The sequence below is a fragment of the Paenibacillus sp. 05T425 genome (assembly GCF_056396205.1).
This window is the reverse complement of the sequence record NZ_JBFTLA010000005.1, coordinates 303,214-324,620: the sequence shown is the minus strand read 5'-3', so window position 1 is coordinate 324,620 and position 21,407 is coordinate 303,214. Positions and strand designations below refer to the sequence as shown.

The 21,407-nt window shown below is 49.1% G+C and carries 20 protein-coding genes; 6 read left to right on the top strand and 14 right to left on the bottom strand.

All coding sequences use genetic code 11. The annotated features are described in order from the left end of the window. The first annotated feature begins 32 nt into the window (after positions 1-32). Entirely contained in the window at positions 33-773 is a 741-nt protein-coding gene (locus AC1DF0_RS13415) for an alpha/beta hydrolase (protein WP_442049752.1), read from the top strand. A 305-nt stretch (positions 774-1,078) separates the two neighbouring features. On the opposite strand, the gene AC1DF0_RS13410 is transcribed toward AC1DF0_RS13415, so the two are convergent. After that, entirely contained in the window at positions 1,079-1,570 is a 492-nt protein-coding gene (locus AC1DF0_RS13410; RefSeq protein ID WP_477574330.1) for a low molecular weight protein-tyrosine-phosphatase, read from the bottom strand. After that, on the bottom strand, positions 1,557-2,195 hold the full coding sequence (locus AC1DF0_RS13405; protein ID WP_337101497.1) for a trimeric intracellular cation channel family protein: 639 nt from the start codon (positions 2,193-2,195) through the stop codon (positions 1,557-1,559). Before AC1DF0_RS13405 ends, AC1DF0_RS13410 begins: the two co-directional genes overlap by 14 nt. A gap of 228 nt (positions 2,196-2,423) precedes the next feature. Between AC1DF0_RS13405 and AC1DF0_RS13400 the strand changes: the two genes are divergently transcribed. The 5 genes from AC1DF0_RS13400 to AC1DF0_RS13380 all read left to right on the top strand — a co-directional run bounded on the left by AC1DF0_RS13400 (position 2,424) and on the right by AC1DF0_RS13380 (position 7,006). Next, the gene (locus AC1DF0_RS13400) at positions 2,424-3,062 is read left to right on the top strand and encodes a thiamine diphosphokinase (protein ID WP_477574329.1); all 639 of its coding nucleotides are present in this window, start codon (positions 2,424-2,426) and stop codon (positions 3,060-3,062) included. Between the two features lie 158 nt (positions 3,063-3,220). Continuing rightward, positions 3,221-4,804 carry a plastocyanin/azurin family copper-binding protein gene (locus AC1DF0_RS13395; RefSeq protein ID WP_477574328.1) on the top strand — a complete coding sequence of 528 codons (1,584 nt, stop codon included), beginning with the start codon at positions 3,221-3,223 and terminating at the stop codon, positions 4,802-4,804. Between the two features lie 17 nt (positions 4,805-4,821). Beyond that, positions 4,822-5,508: a cupredoxin domain-containing protein gene (locus AC1DF0_RS13390; protein WP_477574327.1), complete on the top strand. Its 687-nt coding sequence runs from the start codon at positions 4,822-4,824 to the stop codon at positions 5,506-5,508. Between the two features lie 183 nt (positions 5,509-5,691). After that, positions 5,692-6,270, top strand: a complete 579-nt coding sequence (locus tag AC1DF0_RS13385; RefSeq protein ID WP_442049757.1) for a sigma-70 family RNA polymerase sigma factor — start codon at positions 5,692-5,694, stop codon at positions 6,268-6,270. Beyond that, entirely contained in the window at positions 6,260-7,006 is a 747-nt protein-coding gene (locus AC1DF0_RS13380) for an anti-sigma factor (RefSeq protein WP_477574396.1), read from the top strand. Before AC1DF0_RS13385 ends, AC1DF0_RS13380 begins: the two co-directional genes overlap by 11 nt. Positions 7,007-7,084: 78 nt before the next feature. On the opposite strand, the gene AC1DF0_RS13375 is transcribed toward AC1DF0_RS13380, so the two are convergent. The 12 genes from AC1DF0_RS13375 to AC1DF0_RS13320 all read right to left on the bottom strand — a co-directional run bounded on the left by AC1DF0_RS13375 (position 7,085) and on the right by AC1DF0_RS13320 (position 21,339). Continuing rightward, positions 7,085-9,070, bottom strand: coding sequence for an endonuclease MutS2 (locus tag AC1DF0_RS13375; RefSeq protein ID WP_477574326.1), 1,986 nt, complete (start codon positions 9,068-9,070; stop codon positions 7,085-7,087). Between the two features lie 430 nt (positions 9,071-9,500). After that, the gene (locus tag AC1DF0_RS13370; protein ID WP_477574325.1) at positions 9,501-10,277 is read right to left on the bottom strand and encodes an MBL fold metallo-hydrolase; all 777 of its coding nucleotides are present in this window, start codon (positions 10,275-10,277) and stop codon (positions 9,501-9,503) included. Continuing rightward, complete coding sequence (locus AC1DF0_RS13365) at positions 10,274-10,948, bottom strand: GNAT family N-acetyltransferase (RefSeq protein WP_442049760.1); 675 nt, start codon at positions 10,946-10,948, stop codon at positions 10,274-10,276. Before AC1DF0_RS13365 ends, AC1DF0_RS13370 begins: the two co-directional genes overlap by 4 nt. A 21-nt stretch (positions 10,949-10,969) precedes the next feature. Further along, positions 10,970-11,605: a GNAT family N-acetyltransferase gene (locus tag AC1DF0_RS13360; protein ID WP_477574395.1), complete on the bottom strand. Its 636-nt coding sequence runs from the start codon at positions 11,603-11,605 to the stop codon at positions 10,970-10,972. Between the two features lie 51 nt (positions 11,606-11,656). Continuing rightward, positions 11,657-12,517: a carbon-nitrogen hydrolase family protein gene (locus AC1DF0_RS13355; protein ID WP_477574324.1), complete on the bottom strand. Its 861-nt coding sequence runs from the start codon at positions 12,515-12,517 to the stop codon at positions 11,657-11,659. Positions 12,518-12,590: 73 nt separating this feature from the next. Continuing rightward, positions 12,591-13,946 carry a sensor histidine kinase gene (locus AC1DF0_RS13350; protein WP_477574323.1) on the bottom strand — a complete coding sequence of 452 codons (1,356 nt, stop codon included), beginning with the start codon at positions 13,944-13,946 and terminating at the stop codon, positions 12,591-12,593. Beyond that, entirely contained in the window at positions 13,943-14,641 is a 699-nt protein-coding gene (locus AC1DF0_RS13345; protein WP_337101403.1) for a response regulator transcription factor, read from the bottom strand. Before AC1DF0_RS13345 ends, AC1DF0_RS13350 begins: the two co-directional genes overlap by 4 nt. A gap of 81 nt (positions 14,642-14,722) precedes the next feature. Continuing rightward, positions 14,723-16,273 (bottom strand): ABC-F family ATP-binding cassette domain-containing protein, encoded by a 1,551-nt coding sequence (locus tag AC1DF0_RS13340; RefSeq protein WP_337101404.1) that lies wholly within the window; start codon positions 16,271-16,273, stop codon positions 14,723-14,725. 88 nt (positions 16,274-16,361) lie between these two features. Next, positions 16,362-17,981, bottom strand: coding sequence for a serine/threonine protein kinase (locus AC1DF0_RS13335; RefSeq protein ID WP_477574322.1), 1,620 nt, complete (start codon positions 17,979-17,981; stop codon positions 16,362-16,364). A 158-nt stretch (positions 17,982-18,139) separates the two neighbouring features. After that, positions 18,140-18,976 carry a carbohydrate ABC transporter permease gene (locus AC1DF0_RS13330; RefSeq protein ID WP_442049764.1) on the bottom strand — a complete coding sequence of 279 codons (837 nt, stop codon included), beginning with the start codon at positions 18,974-18,976 and terminating at the stop codon, positions 18,140-18,142. 4 nt (positions 18,977-18,980) lie between these two features. Next, complete coding sequence (locus AC1DF0_RS13325) at positions 18,981-19,880, bottom strand: carbohydrate ABC transporter permease (RefSeq protein WP_442049765.1); 900 nt, start codon at positions 19,878-19,880, stop codon at positions 18,981-18,983. 115 nt (positions 19,881-19,995) lie between these two features. Beyond that, a complete protein-coding gene (locus AC1DF0_RS13320) occupies positions 19,996-21,339 on the bottom strand; it encodes an ABC transporter substrate-binding protein (RefSeq protein ID WP_477574321.1) in 1,344 nt (447 codons plus the stop codon). Positions 21,340-21,407 lie beyond the last annotated feature (68 nt).

The following is a 21,407-nucleotide window of genomic DNA, read 5'->3' as shown; positions in this document are numbered from 1 at the left end:
CCAGGCGATCAAATAAGGAGGAATTTATTACGATGACTGATGAACGTTATTTGAAGAGAACGATAGTGAAAGAAACGGTGGCAAGCCGCTACTTGCCCGAGCAAGCGCGCAATTTGCGCGTTTTTCTCCCGCCAGGCTATAACGAGCTGCTCAGCTACCCCGTCGTCTATTGCCAGGACGGCGAAGACTTCTTCAATTTCGGACGCATTGCGACAACTTCGACGCAGCTCATTCTCGATGAAGGTCTTGAACCGTTCATTATTGTAGGTGTTGATGTAGATAAGAAACAGCGCACGGAGGAATATTCGCCGGATGGCGAACGGTTCGCCGCGTACACGACATTTTTCGCAGAGGAGCTTGTCCCTTTCATCGAAGAGCGGTTCGCAGCGAGAAGAGATCGGGAAGCACGCATTCTAGCAGGCGATTCGCTTGGAGGTACGGTGTCTCTTCACTTGGCACTAAACTATCCTCATCTGTTCAATAAAGTCATTTCATTGTCCGGCGCCTATTACCCCTATTCCCAAAGCCTAATTGCGAACGAGACCGATCTTCGCGGATTATCCATATACATGATTGTCGGCCTGCAGGAAACCGCTTATGAAACGACGGATCGCGGCGTTTACGATTTCGTTGCGCTGAACCGTAATGCAAAGGCATTGTTGGAATCCAAGCAGGCATCTATCTCCTATGAGGAGAAGGACGGCAAGCATCAATGGGGATTCTGGCAGAAGGAAGTCGGTCAGGCGCTTAGTTATTTTATCGAAGTGGAATAGCGGATTGTTACGCGAAAAATGCTCGCTGTCAGTTACGACAACGAGCATTTTCTGTATCTATGAGACAGTCGATTCATTGTTGATCGTTCAATTCCCAAGTCCGAAGCACCTGAACTCTCTCCTATTGAAATAACATTTTGCCTGTATTTCATACAGTCTAATTGGTCCCATTGGTCTGTTAACCCTGATATTTTCTCGCTCCTAGATTTTTGACTGCACAAAATCCACTCATAAGGCTAGGACATCTCTAAGAGAGTGTACGATTGGGTAAGATTCGGATGACGAATGAGTGGACAGTCTATCCCTTACAATGAAAGATCAGTCTTTATTTTAGTAAGCAACTGTCGGCAGCCTGCCACCACTAATTCATAGACATAATCGAAGTTTCCGCTGTAATATGGATCAGGCACATCGGCGAAGCCGCGTTCCGGCAACAGCTCCATGAATGTGAATAACTCCTTGCGTTCTTCCCGCTTCACTTCTGAACGTTCCAGCAACGCTCTAACGTCCCGAATATTATTATTGTCCATACAGACGATATAATCGAATTGACCGAAATCGTTATCATTCACGAGTCGGGCCTTCATGCCTTCATACGAGATACGATGGGCATCCAGCTGTTTTCTCGTTCCTTCATGCGGCGGATGGCCGATATGCCAATCCCCGGTGCCGGCTGAGTCTACTTCAATCACGCCGTCCAGTCCCGCTTCCTTTACTTGATGTCTCATAACCGCTTCGGCCATTGGAGACCTGCAAATATTGCCTAAGCATACGAACAATACGTTAACCTTCGTCATAAGTTCCCTCCTCGATGATTCTTGCCTTAAGCGAACGTCGCGGCAGTTTCCACTTGAAGTATACGGATAACATTCGGAATCCAATAATTATAACGAATAAGATCAGCAGTTCGAGTGTAGACTTGAACCAGCCAAGACCTATTGCAAGGCCCGCCAGCATAGCCCATACGGCATAGATTTCATCCTTTAATACAAGCGGCTTGCGTCCTGCGAGCACGTCCCTAATGATTCCGCCGCCGATCCCTGTCATCATAGCAGCGACAAGCACTGCGCTAAGCGGATGCTTCATTTGAGTTGCATATAGCGCACCTTGAATAGCGAACGCTGACAATCCAATTGCGTCGAAAAACGCTTCGCTTTTCCGCCAATGCTGAATCCACTTAACGGGCAATAGGAAAGCAATCGTCATCGCTATGATCGCTATCTTAAGCAATGAGCCTTGATTCCATATCGCCGTAACCGGCATGCCGATCAACAGATTGCGGACAACGCCCCCTCCGAAAGCGGTCACCAATCCAAGAACGAATACGCCTAAGATGTCGTATTCCTCCTCCATCGCAACAATCGCGCCGCTGACTGCGAACGCAATCGTACCGATGATGCTGAATATGCCGAAAATATCCATATCCACTGCTATACGCCCCTCTTCCCGTCCATTGCACCGAGCCAGCTCGGTAGTTTCCTTCCCCATTTTAGCCCCGACCATTCCGTTACGCAACGACAAATTTCGCCTTTTGTCTAACTTTATGGTACAACCTATGCAATTTTGAGTAGTTTTTGCCCAGCACATAGCGATATACTGGTAAACGGGCTTATAATGTACGTATTCAGGCTTACGGAAAGGAAGAGCGAGATGAGTCATCGAATCATCATTTTTACGGGCGGCTTGCTGGGAGATTGGGCGCTTGAACATATAACTGAAGGCGATTTATTGATCGGGGCAGATAGCGGAGCCAGGTTTCTCGTTCAACACGGACTTCGACCGGATATTGCAATTGGCGATTTCGATTCCGTCAGCGATTCGGACTTAGCAGCCATTCGTGAACAAAGCGCGAAGACGATTGCTTGCGACCCGATCGACAAAGATTTCACCGACACCGAAATGGCCTTTCGACTGGCGCTTGACTTAAAGCCGCAAKAGATTGTCTTGCTTGGCGCGCTTGGCACCAGATTCGACCATTCGCTGGCGAATGTACACTTGCTGGCGCTGGCTGATGAGCTCGGCATTCATGCCTCGATTATTGATCAGCATAATATCATTTACCTTGCGTCCACGGTGACAACGGTTCATAAAAGGAACTTCGCCAATGTGTCATTGTTGCCGCTGTCGATGGAGGTAACCGGCATTACGCTTCGCGGTTTCCAATACCCGCTTGCGGAAGCGACACTTTCAATCGGCATGTCACTCGGGATTAGTAACGTGCTACTGGATGAAACCGGCATCCTTTCGTTCAGAGAGGGCAAGTTGCTCATCATACAGAGCCGTGATTAAGTACTTGGGAGATAATTATAATCCATTATCAGCTACATCTTTTCCTCAATAAAAATATCAAATAAATGAGCTGACGATCAAACCGATTTGTCTCCTCGTTCGTTATTACCTATGGAAACGACAGTATTGCGCACTTAAAAACCATAGGAGGTATATTAATGAACGCAAAAAAAATGACACTCGCTTTATTTGTTCTGATCCTATGTATGAGCTTAATTCTCGCTTTGGGCGCATCAGCCGAAGAACAAACTGCAGGAACCGTACAGACCGATGCCGATACCGCCGCTGAGCTTGGTTTGCTACTAGGTGACGGGAATGGCGTGAATGAAACGTATTTAGCCAAAAAATCAACCAGACTGCAAGCCGCCATCATATCTCTTCGCCTTCAAGGTCTATTGGATGAGGCCATGGCCTATACCGGTATCGGCAACTTCTCTGACGCAAGCCAGGTCAGCAACAAAAATCAGGCTGTACTCGCATACCTGAAGAACCATCCGGAACTCGGTTGGTCAGGTATCGGCAACGGGAAATTCGATCCGGCCGCCAGCATCAGCTCCCAACAGCTGTACAAAGTTTTGCTCGAGATCGCGGGCTTCAAGGCGCAGATGAACTTCCCTTATGCAGAGACGGAGCAATTCGCTTCAATGAAGGGCTTGCAGCAAATCGCGGGCACGGCCTCCCTCACCAATGCCCATATCGCAACCGCGCTTGTCGAGGCGCTTAACGTAACTGCGACCGGCGGAACATCGTTGTTCGCAGAATTGAAGGCCAAAGGCGTTATCGCGGCAACCGCTGCGCTGCCCGACAATCAAATTCTGCTTGAACGCAGCGATAAGCTGGGAACGTTCTTCACCGACCAGAATGGGCGTACACTTTATTTCTTTACAAAGGATGCCGAGGACCCGAACTCCTGCTTGGATCAATGCCTTGTAAACTGGCCGATATTTTACGCTGATGATCTGCAAATTCCGGGTCAATTGAATCCGGATGACTTCTCGGTACTTACCCGTTCCGATGGAGCCAAGCAAACGACTTATAAAGGATGGCCTCTCTACTACTTTGTTAAGGATTTGGCTGCAGGTGACGTGAACGGCGAAGCTGTCGGCGGTGTATGGTTCGTGGCAAAATCCGACTATGCCGTCATGCTCGGCACCTCCTCGAAGCTTGGCAATTACTTAACGGACGATGAAGGACGCACGCTGTATTACTTTGATAAAGATACGAAACAAACGAGCGCATGCGAAGGCGGTTGCATCGCGAACTGGCCTGCCTATGAGGCAACGGGAGCAAGTACGATATCAACCTTTCCCGCTTCCGATATCGGCTCCATTACCCGCCCGGACGGATCGAAGCAAACGACGTATAAAGGCTATCCGCTGTATTATTTCGTCAAGGACATCAAGCACGGCGATATGCTGGGAAAAGATGTTAACAAAGTGTGGTTTGTCGTTGACCCTGCCAAGTTTACAGGCACGACGGCACCGCAAGTAAAAACATACCGCATCGATATTAAAGAGTTTTCGTTCGGAACGGAGCCTCTGACGGTTGAAGTCGGATCCCAAATCATCTTCACAAATTTCGATGACATGAAGCATAACGCTGTTGCGCTTGACGGCATCTTCAAAACCCCGTTGCTCGCCAAAGGGGAATCCTTTACGATTAAGCTGGATAAAGCCGGAACGTACAATTATGTTTGTGAGCCGCATATGAAATTTATGACAGGCCAGATCATCGTAAAATGAGCGGAGTGAATAACAACATGCCAAAACATACCCGGGTATTAGCGCTCATCCTTCTCGGCTTGTTCAGTCTCATTCTCTTGTCTGCTTGCGGTTCGAATGAGCCTGAAGAGCAGCAAGCGAATATGGCGACCGCATCCCCTGTTATTTCTACGGAGCCGACGCCGGAAACGACGGACGAAGCAGAGCCGGAGCAGAACAGCAATACGGATGCCCCGAAGGAAACCGAGGCCCCTGCAGAAACGCAAGAAGCAACGATCGCGCCCGCTACGGAAATAGCGGCTTCGCCGAAAACCAAGCCGTCCGACGATGCCCATGAAGGCGGACACTCGTCCGGCAAGGAAGACAACGCGGACAATAACGGGACAACACCCAAGCAAACCGCAACCCCGAAGCCAAAGCCAACAGCGACACAGCCGGCGAAGGAAACGCCAACCGATAAGCCAGCAGGACAGGTGCATATCGTAGAAATCGTGAATTTCGCCTTCTCGCCCGTAGAGCTAACCGTCAAAGTGGGAGACAGCGTGAAGTTCATCAATAAGGATGAAGTCGGCCACACAGCTACGGCCGATGACAAAACCTTCGATACCGGAAAACTCGACCTGGATCAAGCCAAGGAAATTACCTTCGCCAAAGAGGGTGAGTTTTCGTATTATTGCCTGCCGCATCCGGCGATGAAGGGGACGATCATCGTCGAAGCCGAATAATTAAGCGTAAACGGCTGACACCGTCCTCTGGCGGCAAAAGCAATCGTTTCGCAGAGAATTCTAAGGCAATATAGTGGTAAGACTTATAAATTCTTAGAATTTGAGCTGAGGGAAACCGTAAACGGTTTCCCTCTATTTTGGTAAGATGAAATTTATTTAAGCCTGTTCTGGAGGCCACCTGATATGCGGAATCAATCCGATTATGAGATTATGCTGCTCATCAAGAGAAAACAGCATAAAGCGCTCGCCATCTTATACGACCGATACGCTTCACTCATCTATTCCTTCACCATGAAGGCGCTAAAAGATGAGCAGGCCGCTAGAGATATCGTCCAATCGGTGTTCATACGATTGTGGACGACCGAATCAGACTATAATCCCGATAAGGGGCGGTTTTCCAGCTGGCTGCTCACCATAACCCGGAATCTGACGATTGACTATCAGCGGAAGGAAAGGCGAGATAATGCGGGGCTTGTCCCTCTCGAGCCTGAGCAGTTGGAGCAAATACCGGACGAGTTTGCGGTATCACCGGAAGAAAACCTCATGAGAGGCTCGCAGAAGGAGCAAATTCGCAACGCTTACCGGCATTTGTCCAAGCAGCAAATTATGCTTCTTGAGCATTTTTATTGGCAGGGCTTCAGCTTAAGCGAACTGGCAAAGATTTATAATCAGCCGCTCGGAACGGTCAAGAACCGACTGCATCAGGCTTTGAAAATATTACGAAGGCATCTTCTTGCGGAAAGGGAAGGATATGATGCGTGACAACGGGCAAAAACTAATCTGCGACATGTGCCTGGATTATATATCTGGCGCGTGCACGGATGAAGATAAACGAGCATTCGAACGCCATCTTCCCAACTGTGCCGACTGCCGGGCCGAAATCGATGAACTTCGTTTAGTATGGGAGGCGTTCCCCGATAGCATGGAAAGAATCGAACCGCCGAAAGATTTGAAGAAACAAGTGATGGATGCAGCATTAGCCGCGGACGGGGATCGAAAGCCGGCAAGCAGTCGTCCCTCTGCGAAGCGTTGGATTACCCGCGCCCTTGTCTCGGTCGCCGCTCTTGTCTTTATTGCAGGCTCAGTCTGGAATTACGGCTTGTACCGGGAACGGATGGCTGCCCCGCTTACTTTGGAGCAAGCATTGGACATTCCTGCAATGCAAATTGAGCAATTGGTTTCATTGAAACCGGAGGATTCGCAGGCGGAGCGTGCTTATGGCGTCGCCTGCATCGTCAATAACGGTCAGAGCAAGCAGTTCATCGTCTATGTATTCGGAGCGCAGGCTACGGCCGGCTCGCAAGCTTATCAGGTGTGGCTGTTACAGGACGGTCAAAGGAGAAGCGCAGGCACATTCCGCGTTGATGAGCAGGGCATTGGCGTATTGGCACTGCCGATCGCGTCAGACAGCCTGACCTTCGATTCGATCGGCATCACCCTTGAACCGGACGACCGAGGCGACCAGCCCCGCGGCAACAAAAAGTTCGGCTCCATTTAAAGGATAAGCACCTAATCGAAGAAAGCAGCCCCTTCAGGTTTATGACCTTAGGGGCTGCTTCTCTTTAATCGGACCGCTCTATTCCTCTGCCTGGGTAATAATCTCAAGTCCTTCAACATGCTTGCGATTCATCTGATGTCTCGCTTTTCGATTCTCCTTCGTGTCGAACACGATATCCATATCGTATTGTTCACCTGGATACAGCTTCTCCTTCGCGATATAAAGCCGGAGTCTCTTATGATTGAAGGTATGTTTCTTCCCTTGTACCTGAACGATGACTTCTCCCTTCTCGTTCGCAGGACGGAAGACAACTCCAGCCCGCTTAAGGGGATAAATCCATACCGCGTCGCCTTGTTGGAACGGCTGCATGGAAGGTTTGCTAGACGCATCGGCATGTTTAGTCTCTTTCACTTTCTCTTTAGACGCCGCACTAGAAGCTGCACTCTGCCCTGCTGCGTCAGCTCTGTTGCTTGCTTCCATCTGCAGCTTCTCTCTTAGGCCTGGTATAAAGTCATCACCCTGCTTTTGTCTTGAAGTCTCTTTCGAAGAAAGCAGCACCTCGGCCCGTTTCATCACTTTCTCCGGCAATCCAAACCGTCTGGCAATGGCGAAGGCATGGCTGTCCCCGGACTCCCCGATTTCCAAACGATACAGCGGCTGCAGCGTTTCGGCGTCAAACGCCATCTTCCCGTTTTGGCAACCCGGCGTAACGGAAGCAAAGGTTTTGATTTCGTTAAAATGCGTCGTCGCAGCCGCAAGCGCACCACTCGCAATAAGTTCCTCCAATACGGCAATCGACAGGGCAATGCCCTCAGTCGGATCTGTCCCTGCCGCCAATTCGTCGAGCAGTAATATTGACCGCGGCGCTGCACATTTGAGCATTTCACTAAGCACCGTAATATGAGAAGAGAACGTGCTCAGCGACTGCTCTAGGCTCTGACCGTCTCCAACATCGGCCACGACGTGCCGGAAGATGCCGATCTCGCTTCCTTCCTCCGCAGGAACGAGCAGACCGGATTGAACCATTAGTACGAACAGACCGATTGTCTTCAAAGTTACGGTCTTGCCGCCGGTATTCGGTCCTGTAATAATGAGCTGCTTCCAGCCGTAGCCAAGCTCTGCGGTTAACGGTACGGAATGTGCCCCGAGCAAAGGGTGCCGAGCGCCGACAAGTCGTATAACCGGCTTATCCGCCAGCTTGATTCGCTTGCCTGCGATCGATCTGGAATGCTTCGCTCTTGCAGTAATAAAGTCAAAGGAAGCCATTGCTTCGACGTTGCGCTTAAGCTMATAAGCATAGGCTTCCGCTTGCTCCGAAAGCGCGGACAACACGATTGTCCGTTCTCTATCCTCTTCAGCCTTCCATTGTCCCAGCTCCTGCTGCAGATCGGATACATCGTTAGGCTCAACGAACAACGTCTGGCCGCTCGAAGATTCATCCCATACCGTACCCGGTACCTGCTTCCTTAATTCTCGCTTTACAGGAATGACGTAACGATCCCGTCGCTTGCTCACAATCGGTTCTTGCAGCGCCGACTTATATTTGCTCAGCGTCTGCTCCAGTTTGCGTTGGATCTTATCTTCCGCCGCATAAATATGTCTGCGAATATAAGCGAGATCTGGACTGGCCTGATCGGTCAATTGACCGTAACGAATGCAGCGAGCGAGCTCCTCTCTAAGCTCCGGACAATCGAACATGGAATCGGCATAGGCAGCAATCGTCGGTGCGATATGTCGCTTGCTGTTCATATACTTCTTCATTTGAGCAACGGAAGTGAGCCATACGGCCAATTGATCGAGCTCCGCCTCGTTATAGATTCTTCCTTTGCCCAGTAATGCCATGAAAGGCTCTATCCCTTCCATTGCCGATAGCGGAATACTGGCGCCGCTCGCTAGAAGGTCGGTTGCCTCGGCTGTCTCTTGCAGCCATGCCTCCACTTGACGCTGATCCGAGCTAGGCTTCATTCGTTCTGCCAACACCTTGCCGGCTTCGGATACCGTATAACCGATAACCGATTCCTTGATTTTGTCGTACTCTAATCTTTTCAACGTTGCTTCATTCATTGCTTGTTAGCCTCCTTATAATAAAAAAAAGACAGGAACAGAACGCGGGCGCGTTCCATTCCTGTCTCCATTGACCGACATAGCCTTCATACAGAATACGAATCAGCTAACCATCGTAACGCAAACAACGCTACGAGTGCTTATTCGTAAAAATCCGTATAAAAAAAGCCGTGCTGCTAGAGCACGGCGATTGGCACCTGTCGAATGCATTCAGGCGGAAATCCTCATGTTCTTAACTCATGGCGGCGAATGACGAAATAGAGCCTTGCGCATACAGATTTACTGATATGCGTAACAAGACTTGTCGTACATCCGACCTTATCCAATTTAGGAGTTAAGAACACCGGTAATCATTAAAATTTCCCCTTTAGGCATGTAATACTTTTACTTTACAAAAAAACTAGCTTGTCTGTCAAGCGAATCCGATTGCTCACACTTCAACCACAAGACCTGTATACGCGAATGAAGCGTTATGAGGCAACGGATATGGATGCCGCAGATCAATATCATGAGACATATGCGTGAAATAGGTTGTCCCCGGCTTCCACTTCTGGATCAGTGCCAGCGCTTCCGTTACGTCGTATACGGAACGCGTATCATAGGCGTAAGGCTCTTCGTAGAAGCTCGTTCCGAAGATGAGCAAGTCCAGCCCCAATAACGGCTCTTGCTCCTGTTCGGACAAGCCAATCGAATCCGAGCAATAGGCCCATGCAGCTTCTGATTCCTTATGATCGAATCGAAATGCATACGAATAGCCATTTTTCCCATGATTGACGCGCCAGGAACGTGCAAGCCAATTGCCGATTGTGATCGGTTCATCGAATGGCCGAAATTCAATATGGGTCGCCAACCATGGAAAACGAGCTAATATCTCCGCTATCACTTCCGACGGTGAATAGGCGACTCCCMTCTTCCCAAGCCAACGGCAGGCATCCGCCCATTCGACAAGTCCGCCAATATGATCAAAGTGCGCATGCGTAATAAGGATGGCATCCACCTGACGTGCTCCAGCCTCTTCCATCTGCCTTGCCCAGTCCGGTCCGCAATCGATCCAAACATTACCTGCAATTTCATCCACGATTTGCAGAGAAGAGCGATATCGCTTATTCACCTGCGTCGACCTCGCTTCTTCGCAAACCGGACACCCGCAGTATACGCGTGGTACGCCCATTGCATCGCCCGTACCTCTGAAGATCAGCTTCGTCATAGCGGCAGAAGCTCAACTTTGTCCGCTTCGCGCAGCTTCGCCATCATATCGAGCCACTCCTGCGGTTTATTCGGAAGAGCAACATAGTAACCTTCAAGAAATTGTGCAATTAGTGCTGCATCAAGAGATTCCAATGTCTCATCCTGCGGCATGAAGCATAGATCCAGCTCAGACACCGCTTTTCCCTCATGATCCCAAGAAGGATGTACATATGGGAAGTTAATTCGCTTATATCCGATATGCGACAGCACCTCGCGTCTAACGATCGGATTCATTGGCGACACGCCTCCGAATTCATGGATGCCTGCTCGATAAGGATCATATACCTCGGCGAACATGCCGATCGGCGTTGTGCCGGATTGGTCTGCGAGTCGCTGCAAATCCACTTCACGCTTGCGATACAAGAAACGTCCAATACCCATCGATGGACGGCCGATTATTGTGAAATCAGTCATGGCAACCCGAAGCAACGGATAGTAACGGTATTCGGTCGAGCCTACAACGTCCTCTCCATGCAAGGCTGCATAGACATGAATGGACGGATCTTCGAGCGGCTCTCGCCAAAGCTCATATTCCAAAACCTCTTCAGGCGGAAAAATCGTTTGAAGCAGCTCGTGCAGCTTCTTAAAATAGGGATCCTCTATGGAAGTAATTCGATGATAAATAAGCATAGCGACAGCAACTCTCCTTAATCAGTGAAATGGATTGCGCCACTCCATAATGGCGGCGCAGTTATGAGACTGTTCGTCCTCCAAATAATGATGTGCGACGCCAACAGGCGTTCTTCCGCAGCGAAGCAGAAACGAAATGACCGGATCATTCCAATCGCCCTGAACAACACGTTCAACATATTGCTCAGGGGATGCTTCATGCGCTTTAGCCGCATAACCCGGCATCCTGCCTCCGCCAAGCAGTCTCGTTAGACCAAGCTGTACAACCGTCTCGTACATCGATTGCATCAGCCACTTGCCAATCCCCGACTTGCGGTATTCAGGGATGACGCCTATATCAACGACATATAGGGTATCGCCGTTCGGATTATGGTTGCGTATGTAGCCGTTATCGGTAATCGTTGCCCAATCGTGATGATCACCATAACTGGTCATATCGACGATCAGCCCGGTCATCGAAGCAATAATTCGACCATCAACTTCTGCGCATAAGGCCCCGTTCGGAAACCTTGCGATATGCTCGATGAGCTGATCGTTGCTCCACAATAACTCTTCGGGAAAGGGTGGCGGGAAGCATAGTCGCTGAACTTCGATTAGCGAATCGAAGTCAGCAACCTCATAATTACGAATCGTAGCTTGTTTCGGAATGCCATTCATGAAAATGTATAATTGCTTATTCAATGTATTGCCCCCATTTACCGATAACGATTACTTCCAGTCGGGATACAAATCGGTGCGGCGATCCCGCCAAGTCGTAACAGAGCCAGCCGTTCTAACATCCTCGAGAAGCGATAGGTCAAGATCGGCAACGATGAGCATATCCGCGTTGATAACTCCTTCGGATAGAATACCTGCTGGCGGGAATTGGATATCGTTAGGCGTAATGACCGCTGCCTGACCATAATTGGCACGCATAAAGTCGACTTTGCGCAGAGAACCGACAGTACCGGCCGCTACGATATAGATTTGATTCTCAACTGCTCTCGCGTGGCAGCAGTAGCGCACGCGATAGAAGCCGTGTCGATCGTCCGTACAGGACGGGCAGAAAATAACATCCGCGCCTTTGGCACGAGCCATCCGTACAATTTCGGGAAACTCGATATCATAACAAGTAAGCATCGCAATCGTGCCAAACTTTGTCTCGAATACTTCAAGTCCCTCTCCCGGAGACATACTCCATTCACTGACCTCCGTAGGCGTTAAATGGATTTTGTGCTGGACATCGATTTTGCCGTCCGGATGGAACAGATGCGCCGCATTGCGCAGCTTGCCGCCGCCTACTTCCACAACATGCGTTCCGCCAATGATATAGACATCGTATTCCGATGCAAGTGACCGAAACAATTCGACATACATATCAGTATAGGCTGGCAGTTGCTCGATAGATTGCGGCTTCCCGTCCGCGCCTGGAATGGATAACAGCTGCGTAGTCATAAATTCGGTAAATAAGATGAACTCCGCTCCGTATTCCGATGCATTGCGCACATAATGGGTTACTTGCTCCGAGAATTGCTCGAAGCTATTAATATCCTCAAGTTGATACTGAACAGCTGCTGTTCGAAATTTCAAGCGACTCCCGCCTCCCCCTCAAGTAATTTGCGAATCCCTTCGTATAAACTTACTAATGTAAATCTGCTGCAAACTATCTACGCTGTTTGAATTGAATCGTAATCGTCGTACCGAGATCAGGCAAGCTGAATACGTCTACCTTGCCTTCATGCAAGTCGACGATCCGCTTAGCGATGGACAACCCCAGTCCAACGCCGCCCGTCGTACGGCTCCTTGCTCCGTCTACACGGTAGAAACGCTCGAACAGATGCGGTATCTCATTTTCCGGAATGCCGATGCCTTTATCCTTCACTTCGATCTTCACGATATGCTTGACGAGGGTCACCGATACATCGATCGGATCCTTCGAATATTTGATCGCATTATCAAGTAAAATAACGAGCAATTGTCTAATCTTATCCTTATCTCCGACCATACGAACGACCTTAGACAGTGCCTTAACGCGAATCGGCCTTTGGAATGTCGTTTGCAGCATCGTCGCAAGTTCGTCTACCATTTGAACGACGTCGAAATTCTCCTGCTTCAGCCAATCCTCTTGCTCAGCCTCGGCAAGCATCAGCATCGACTTCGTTAACGTTTGGAGACGATTGGCCTCCTTATCGATCGCCTCTATCGCCTCGTTGCGAACATTCTCGTCATCACGGCCCCAGCGCTTGAGCATACCCGCGTAGCTGCTAATGACAGTAAGCGGCGTCTTCAGTTCATGAGAAGCATCGGCAACGAATTGTTTCTGTCTGGCAAACGTTCGATCCAGCCGTTCAATCATTTGATTAAATGCTCTTACAAGCTGCAGAAGCTCGGCTGATTCCTCCCGATTGCTCAGCTCAATCTTCCTTAGCTTACCGCTTCGGTCGATTTCCCGCATCGTATTAACCATCTGCTGAATCGGAGCCGTCAATCTCGACGTGAACCAATACGTGCCGAAGATCGCGAACAGAATCGCACCGCCGCTCGTTACGCTAAGCGCAGCAACGAGTACTTGCAAATAGTTGTCCAGTTCATCCAATATTCGATTAACCTCAAGCATCGCAATAACCCGATTGCCATCATAGAGCGGTACGCGCATAAAGAGGATGCGCTCGCCGCCCTTAGAGATCATGCCGGTATGCGTGTACATTTCGAAGCTTGCCGGAAGCTCAAGAAGAACCTGATCGGAACCGGTAATATTAACGACGCGGTTGTTCGGCAAAATAATGCGGATCATTTCGTTCACATTATAATACTCATTAAGCAGGTCAGCCGAATTAAGTCCTCTGCCGCTCTGTATTCGGGGGTTTTCCAGCATGAGATTGACCTTGTTGGCGATCACTTCTTCTTCGCTCTCGGTCGTAATCTTAATGACATAGAAATAGACAAATATATTAAACAGAATAAGAATAAAGATTAACCAAAAAATAGTAAACAGCGTAAATCGTTTGCGCAGCGTCATGCATCGGGCTCCTTAATCATATAACCGACGCCCCGTACCGTATGAATCAGCTTGTGACGATACCCCTTGTCCAGCTTTTGCCGCAAGTAACGGATATAGACGTCAACGAGATTCGTTTCGCCGATAAAGTCGTAGCCCCATACTTCGGATAAAATATCTTCGCGTGATTTCTCTTCGTTTTTGTTCTCCACCAAATAAACGAGCAGCTCGAACTCGCGAGGTGTAAGCTCGATTACAATATCTTTACGGAACACTTTGCGAGTCCGCAGCTCAATCGTAAGATCGCCGACTTTAATCATATCGGAGCCTTCCGCTTCCTTCGGATACTGCTGGAATATACGCAAAATATTGCGCACGCGAGCCAGCAGCTCCTCCATTGCAAAAGGTTTCGTTATATAATCGTTAGCACCGTGCTCGAAGCCGCTTACTTTGTCCGGCACAGTATCACGAGCGGTAAGCAATATAATCGGTACCGGATTGCCGGCTTGTCTTACGAGCCTCAGCACTTCGATGCCGCTCATTTCGGGCAGCATGACATCAAGCAGAACAAGCTCCCATTCGCCCGATGACGCCATTTCATAGCCAGTTCGTCCATCGGCAGCCGTTCCAACCGTATAACCCTCATGTTCCAGTTCTAGCTGCAAAATACGGGCAATTCCCGCTTCGTCTTCAACGACAAGAATACGCTCTTTCATAATGTAGTTCACCTGCTTCCAGTGTTCGTTAATGAGCCTTGAAATTATCATAATGAAGCCGTTTCACAAAAGCAAGCGGCCTTAGCGCTCCATAGACCAAGCTTCGACATCCCAAGTTTTCGTTACCCAATCCTCGTAAAATTCAGGTTCATGGGATACGAGTACAACCGTTCCCTTATAAGCCTTAAGGGCACGCTTAAGCTCAGCCTTAGCTACGATGTCCAAATGGTTCGTCGGTTCATCGAACAAAATCCAGTTGCTCTCATGCATCAACAGCTTGCATAAACGAACCTTCGCCTGCTCGCCGCCGCTAAGTTGATTCAGCGCGCGCGTAATATGCTCGTTCTTAAGTCCGCATCTTGCAAGCGCAGCGCGTACTTCATGCTGATTCATGAACGAAAACTCATTCCACACATCATCGAGAGGCGTCATCGTAGGCGCCTTCGATTCCTGCTCGAAGTAGGCAGGGCTCAAGTAGTCGCCGCGATACAGCGTGCCTTCGAGCGGCTCGATCACGCCGAGAATCGTCTTCAGAAGCGTTGATTTACCGACGCCGTTACAACCGACGATCGCAATCTTGTCGCCGCGTTCAATGAGCATATCCATGCTCGGCAGAAGCGGCCGCGTATAGCCGATGACCATATTTGTCGCCTCGAAGACGACTTTGCCGCTTGTTCTTGCTTCCTTGAAGTTGAAAGTCGGCTTGCCGGCTTCCTCAGGTTTATCGATTCGTTCAATACGGTCAAGCTGCTTCTCGCGGCTCTTAGCCCGGCCCGAAGTGGACGCTCTTGCCTTATTGCGCTGAATAAAATCCTCTTGCTTCTTAATATATTCCTGCTGCTTCTCGTAAGCATCGATATGCTGCGCCTTGTTCAGATCAGCCATCTCGAGAAACTTATCGTAGTTGGCCGTATAACGCGTCAGCTTCGCAAATTCCAAATGATAAATGACATTGGTCACATTGTTCATGAAGCTTGTTTCATGAGAAATAAGAATAAAGGCGTAAGGATAGTTTCTCAAATAGTTCGTCAGCCAGCTAATATGCTCATCGTCCAAATAGTTCGTAGGCTCGTCGAGCAATAGTACCGTAGGCTTCTCGAGCAGCAGCTTCGCCAGCAGCACCTTCGTCCTTTGGCCGCCGCTTAGCGCAGCGACGTCACGATCAAGCCCGATCGCGCCAAGCCCAAGACCGTTCGCCATCTCCTCGACTTTAACGTCGATCAGATAGAAGTCGCCGAGCTCAAGCTCCTCTTGAATTTCGCCCATTCGATTAAGCAGCTGCTCAAGTGTGTCTTCGTCGGCATCCGCCATTTGCTCGGCAATTTGGTTCATCTCCTGCTCCAAGACGAGCATGGGAAGGAAGGCATCCTTCAAGACGTCACGAATCGTTTTGCCTGGGGTAAGCAGCGTATGCTGATCCAAGTAGCCATAGCGAACGCGAGGCGTCCACTCTACCTTGCCTTCGTCCTTCAGAAGCTTGCCGGTCAATATATTCATCATCGTTGACTTGCCCGTTCCGTTAGCGCCGACAAGTCCTACATGCTCGCCCGCCAGCAGTCTGAACGAAACGTTCTTGAACAACGTACGATCGCCGAAAGTATGGGATAATTGCTCTACCGTTAATAAGCTCATTTGTGTATTAACTCCATTCATGCTTGTTCGATCTTATCGGCAAACGCACTAGCCCTTGCTTCAAATAATCCGTACTAGTGTACCACAATTATCGCGATATTGCGTTATTTTCATTGGCAAGCAACTCTACAATAGGCTTCAGCGACCTTCTAAGCTGCTTGCCAATAGCCGAATGAGCGGTCATTCGCTTGCCGCTCCACATGAAATTCAGCAATGCGTCATTCGGCATTAAAGGAATCATCGCTGCCGGATATTTCGGAAACAGCCTAAGCCAGTCTTTGCGGCCATTAAACTTCGTATCCTTATTGCCAATCCATATGAGCTCATGCCCCTTATGCTCCAGCTCCTCATGGAGAAGTTCCAGTCGCCGCATGGATCCCGCTTGCCACTTCGCAACGAACGGATCTGCTATTACAATGACATATCGGGATTTCGCTAGCCAATAATTGCTATCCGCCTGCTCCCATTTGCTGGAGAAGTCGATCAGCGCAACCGACTCGTTGCTTTGCCTCAGCACATCTTCCAACGACTCTCCCGCATCTGCCTGTCCTTGTGCATCTGCGAACTCATGATTTACGGCATACCATTGTATCCCGCTACTTTCTTCCTTGCCATGCAAATATCGCTGCTGATTATGGCTGGTCAAGGTTTCGGCTGTACGCCACTCAATGCCTTCATGCAAAGTTTGACGCCACTCTGGCACAAGTCGAACATACTCGATCGCGGTAACGCCCTTCCTTTGCTTCTCATGCAGCAGCTCCGCCAGCAGAGGTGTTAGGAAGGTCGCTCCGGCTCCGGCATGCAAAGAAATAACGCTTACAAGCATCCGCTGCCGCATTCCGCCAAGCGGCAGCGCGTGAGCATCCACAGCTAAGCGCACACCGCTAGGAACAGTAAACGATTTTAACTCATATTCAACCTCGGTCATCGATGAATATCGAATTGACGGATCACTCTGCAGCATTCGCTCAAGCATATTAACAAATGGAGCAGGGCATTTGCCTGACAGACCCTTGCGGATAGAAAGGTGATGCTGCGGCGCATATATCCGGCCGCCGCTAGCCATATAATAAAGCAGCATTCCGAGTCCGTAAATATCCGTGCGCTCATCGCTTTGCTTCATCGCAAGCTGTTCCGGCGCGGCAAATTGGATTGTTCCGAGCTGTATCGTATCCTGCTGCTGACCCGCTTTGAACGTACGCGATATACCGAAGTCGATAACCTTTGCATTACCGCAGTAATCGATCATAATATTCGATGGCTTCAGATCACGGTGTATAATCGGTCGCGGTTGATTATGAAGGTAAGCAATTGCGGTGCATAGCTGAAGCCCAATTCGAATGACTTCTTCGAACGGGAAAACGGACAACGATTCTTCAAACATCTCCGATAACGTCTGTCCTTCAATAAAGTCCATGACGAATGCTTCTTCTCCTTCATCTTCAAGTCGGAAGCAATCGAAGATGACAGGCAGATGTTGATGACCCAGCTTCATCAGAGTTGCAGCTTCTTCTGTATACATCCCGTCACGAATTCCAGCTCCCTTGACCACTTTAAGCGCCCTTCTAACGCCGTTCAGCTTCCTATCCAACACGGAATAGACGACTCCCATGCCACCTTGACCAATCAACCGATCAATCTCATAACGATCGCCGATGACTTGACCTCGCTGCCACGTACGATACTGCGCTTCTGTTTGCTCCGACATCCATAATCCCCCTTTGATAAATAAAAAAGCATCCCGATCGATCCTGTTCACATACAGGAGGATCGGGATGCTTTCCCAATTTCAATTCAATATAATTACACCTAATTTAGCATAGAAGGTTACCGTTCATCAAGCGATGAGTATTCTCCAACTAATCGTTATTTAAGTCCGCTAGTGCTAATTCCTTCAACGATATACTTTTGGAAAGCGAAGAAGATCGCAAGTACAGGCAGCAAGCTTACGATTGACATGGCGAACATCGCGCCCCAGTTGGAGACGGTGTCGCTGTCGAGGAACATTTTCAGACCCATKGATACCGGATACAAGCTAGGACGATTCAAGTAAAGTACCGGACCAAGCAGATCCTCCCAGCGCCAGTAGAACGAGAAGATCGCAGCTGTAGCTAGCGCAGGCACGACTAGCGGCAGAATGATGCGGAAGAACAAACGGAACTTGCCGCAGCCGTCGATCGTTGCCGCCTCATCAAGCTCAGTCGGAATCGTCCGAATGAACTGAATAAGCAGGAAAATAAAGAACGGAATGCCGAAGTATTGCGGAACGACGATCGGTTTGATCGAGTTAAGCCAATCAATCTTAGCGAATAAAATGTATTGCGGCACAAGCACGACGTCATGCGGCAGCATCAGCGTAACCATCATAATGCCGAACCAGAACGACTTGCCGACAAAGTTCAACCGAGCAAAGCCGAAGGCAATGAATGCCGATGATAAAACGGCGCCAATCGTGGAAATGACGACAATCTTAAGCGAGTTCATGATAAAAGTTCCGAAGGATTGTCCGGCAATTCCGATCCAACCGATTTTGTAATTATCCCATATCCATGGCTGCGGAATAAGCGAATCTGCCGTTGCGAAGATCAGATTGCTTTCCTTGAAGGAGCTCATGAGCAGCCAAAGAACCGGATACACCATACCAATCGCTAACGCCGCTACAAACAGGTGATAGATCGGCCATTTCATTTTTTTGATTGTCATATTTTTAATGGCCACCTTTCGACTCGTAATGAACCCAGCGCTTAGACGTCCAGAACAGTAAACCAGTTAGGATTGCGATAATGATAAGCATAATCCATGCCATAGCGGACGCATAACCCATATCGAAGTAAACGAAAGCTTGGCGGAATAAGTACAGCGAGTAAAGCAGTGTACCGTCAAGCGGACCGCCTTCGCCCTTGGAAATAATGTAAGCTGGCACGAATGTCATGAACGCGCCGATCGTCTGCATAATCGTGTTGAACAGAATAATCGGGCTCAGCATTGGCAACGTGATTTTGAAGAAACGAATAACAGGTCCCGCACCGTCAACATTGGAAGCTTCGTACAGCTCCCCCGGGATATTTTTCAGGCCTGCCAAGAAAATAAGCATGGAAGAACCGAATTGCCATACCGACAACGTAATAAGCATCCAAAGTGCTGCTACAGGTTCTGCAAACCATCTGACGCTATCTAAACCGAGGAAATTCAGGAAATGGTTGATTACGCCTTCGTCGCCGAATAGATTGCGCCACATGATCGACACGGCTACGCTGCCGCCGATGATGGAAGGCAAATAATAAACCGTCCGATATAACCCGATTGCTTTCGAGGCTGTGTTCAGTATCATTGCAATGAATAAGGCGAATGCCAGCCGAAGCGGCACGCCGATGAATACATAAAGAAACGTAACTTTAAGCGATGCAAAAAACTTCGAATCATTGGTAAACATTTCTGTGTAATTTTCCATACCGATGAAGGATGGCGTCGATAACAGATCGTAATCCGTAACTGAGAAATATAACGAAGCAATAGCGGGCACTAAAGTGAATATCAAAAATCCGAATACGAACGGTCCGATAAAGGTATACCCGATAAGGTTATTTTTAAGTGACAGCGATTTCATAGTATCCAACTCCTATACGAAGACTTACGTACCTGACCGTGTAGAACCATGCTCCGAGAAGTAGAGAAGCGACGGCCGATCATGTCGACCAGCCATCGCTTCTACTCAGGCAATGTTACTTGTTTTTCTTAAGAATAGAGGTAGCTTCGTCTCTGAATTTCTTAGCTGCTTCTTCAGGCTTGATCTTGTTGTAGTTCATTTGCTCTGCAAGGCTAGTCAGCGATTTGAACACTTCAGCGGAACCGATCGGATCTGCTGGGTCCATTGGGGAGCTGTTCGACTCCGCCCATGCTACATAGTCGTAAACTTGGATTTGAGCTTCAGTGGATACTTCTTTTAACGCTTCTTTCACTTTCGACGATACGGGAACACCGCGATCGCCAAGGATCAATTTGTTCGCTTCGATGTCGTTAACGAAGAAGTTGATGAACTTCGCTGCTTCTTCCTTCACTTTCGAGTTCTCCGAGACGGAGAAGAACATCGACGGTTTCATGAACAAACCTTTTGCCATATCGGGGCCTACCATTGGCGCGAGCGCCAGTGGACGGTTAGCTACTTGCTGCAAGCCCACATATTGGTTGGACCATTGCCATACGCCGATTCCTTGGTTCAGAACGAGGTGGCTGTCTTCTGCGCCTTTGATCTGAGCAAGTACGTCTGGCGAAGGAACTGCGCCGTCGATTACGAGCTTGGACAACATACCGAAGAAGTCAACGAACAGTTGGTCGTCTTCGTAGCCAAGGCCTGTGCCTTCAGCGTTGAACAACGTTTTGCCAAGCGTACGGAGGTAGTAGCCGAAGAATACTTCAGGACGCATACCGTTGTCGAAGAACAATCCAGCATCCTTCGCTTTAGCAGCCATGCTTACGTAGTCGTCCCAAGTCCAGTTCTCAGGGATCGATTCGATGCCCGCTTTCTTAAGCAGCGCCGGGTCGTAGTTGAAGCCGAGTGCGTTAACGCCAAGGTTCATACCGTACAGCTTGTCCCCCAGCTTGCCGCCGTCAATCGCGTTTTGCGAGATGTCGGTAACATCGATTTGGTTGCCGATGTATGGAGTCAGATCAGCCAGTTGATTTCTTCCCGCGTATTGGGAATAGTTTTGCGTGTCGATTTGGATAATGTCTGGTAGCTCGTTCGCAGCCGCTTGAGGTGCTAGCTTCTTCCAGTAGTCATCGTAGTTCGCGTATTCCATTTCAATGGTTACGTGAGGATTTTTCGATTTGTACATTTCAATTACTTTCATTGTGTAATCGTGACGAGGCTGTCCGCCCCACCAAGCGATACGAATCGTAACCGGTTTAGCTTCTTCCGATCCATTCGCCTCTTCGCCGTTGCTTGCCGTGTTCGTAGCACCAGGCTTGTTCGTACTGTTGTTGCTCGTGTTGTTCCCGCCGCATGCGCTTACAAGTACAAGTGCGAAGGCCATGAGCAGTAGAAGCAGTTTTTTGCGAGCTTTCATTTTTGATACGCCCCTTCCAAACTCTTAATGTTGTCTACAACGTTATTATAGGTMGAATGTCGAAATGT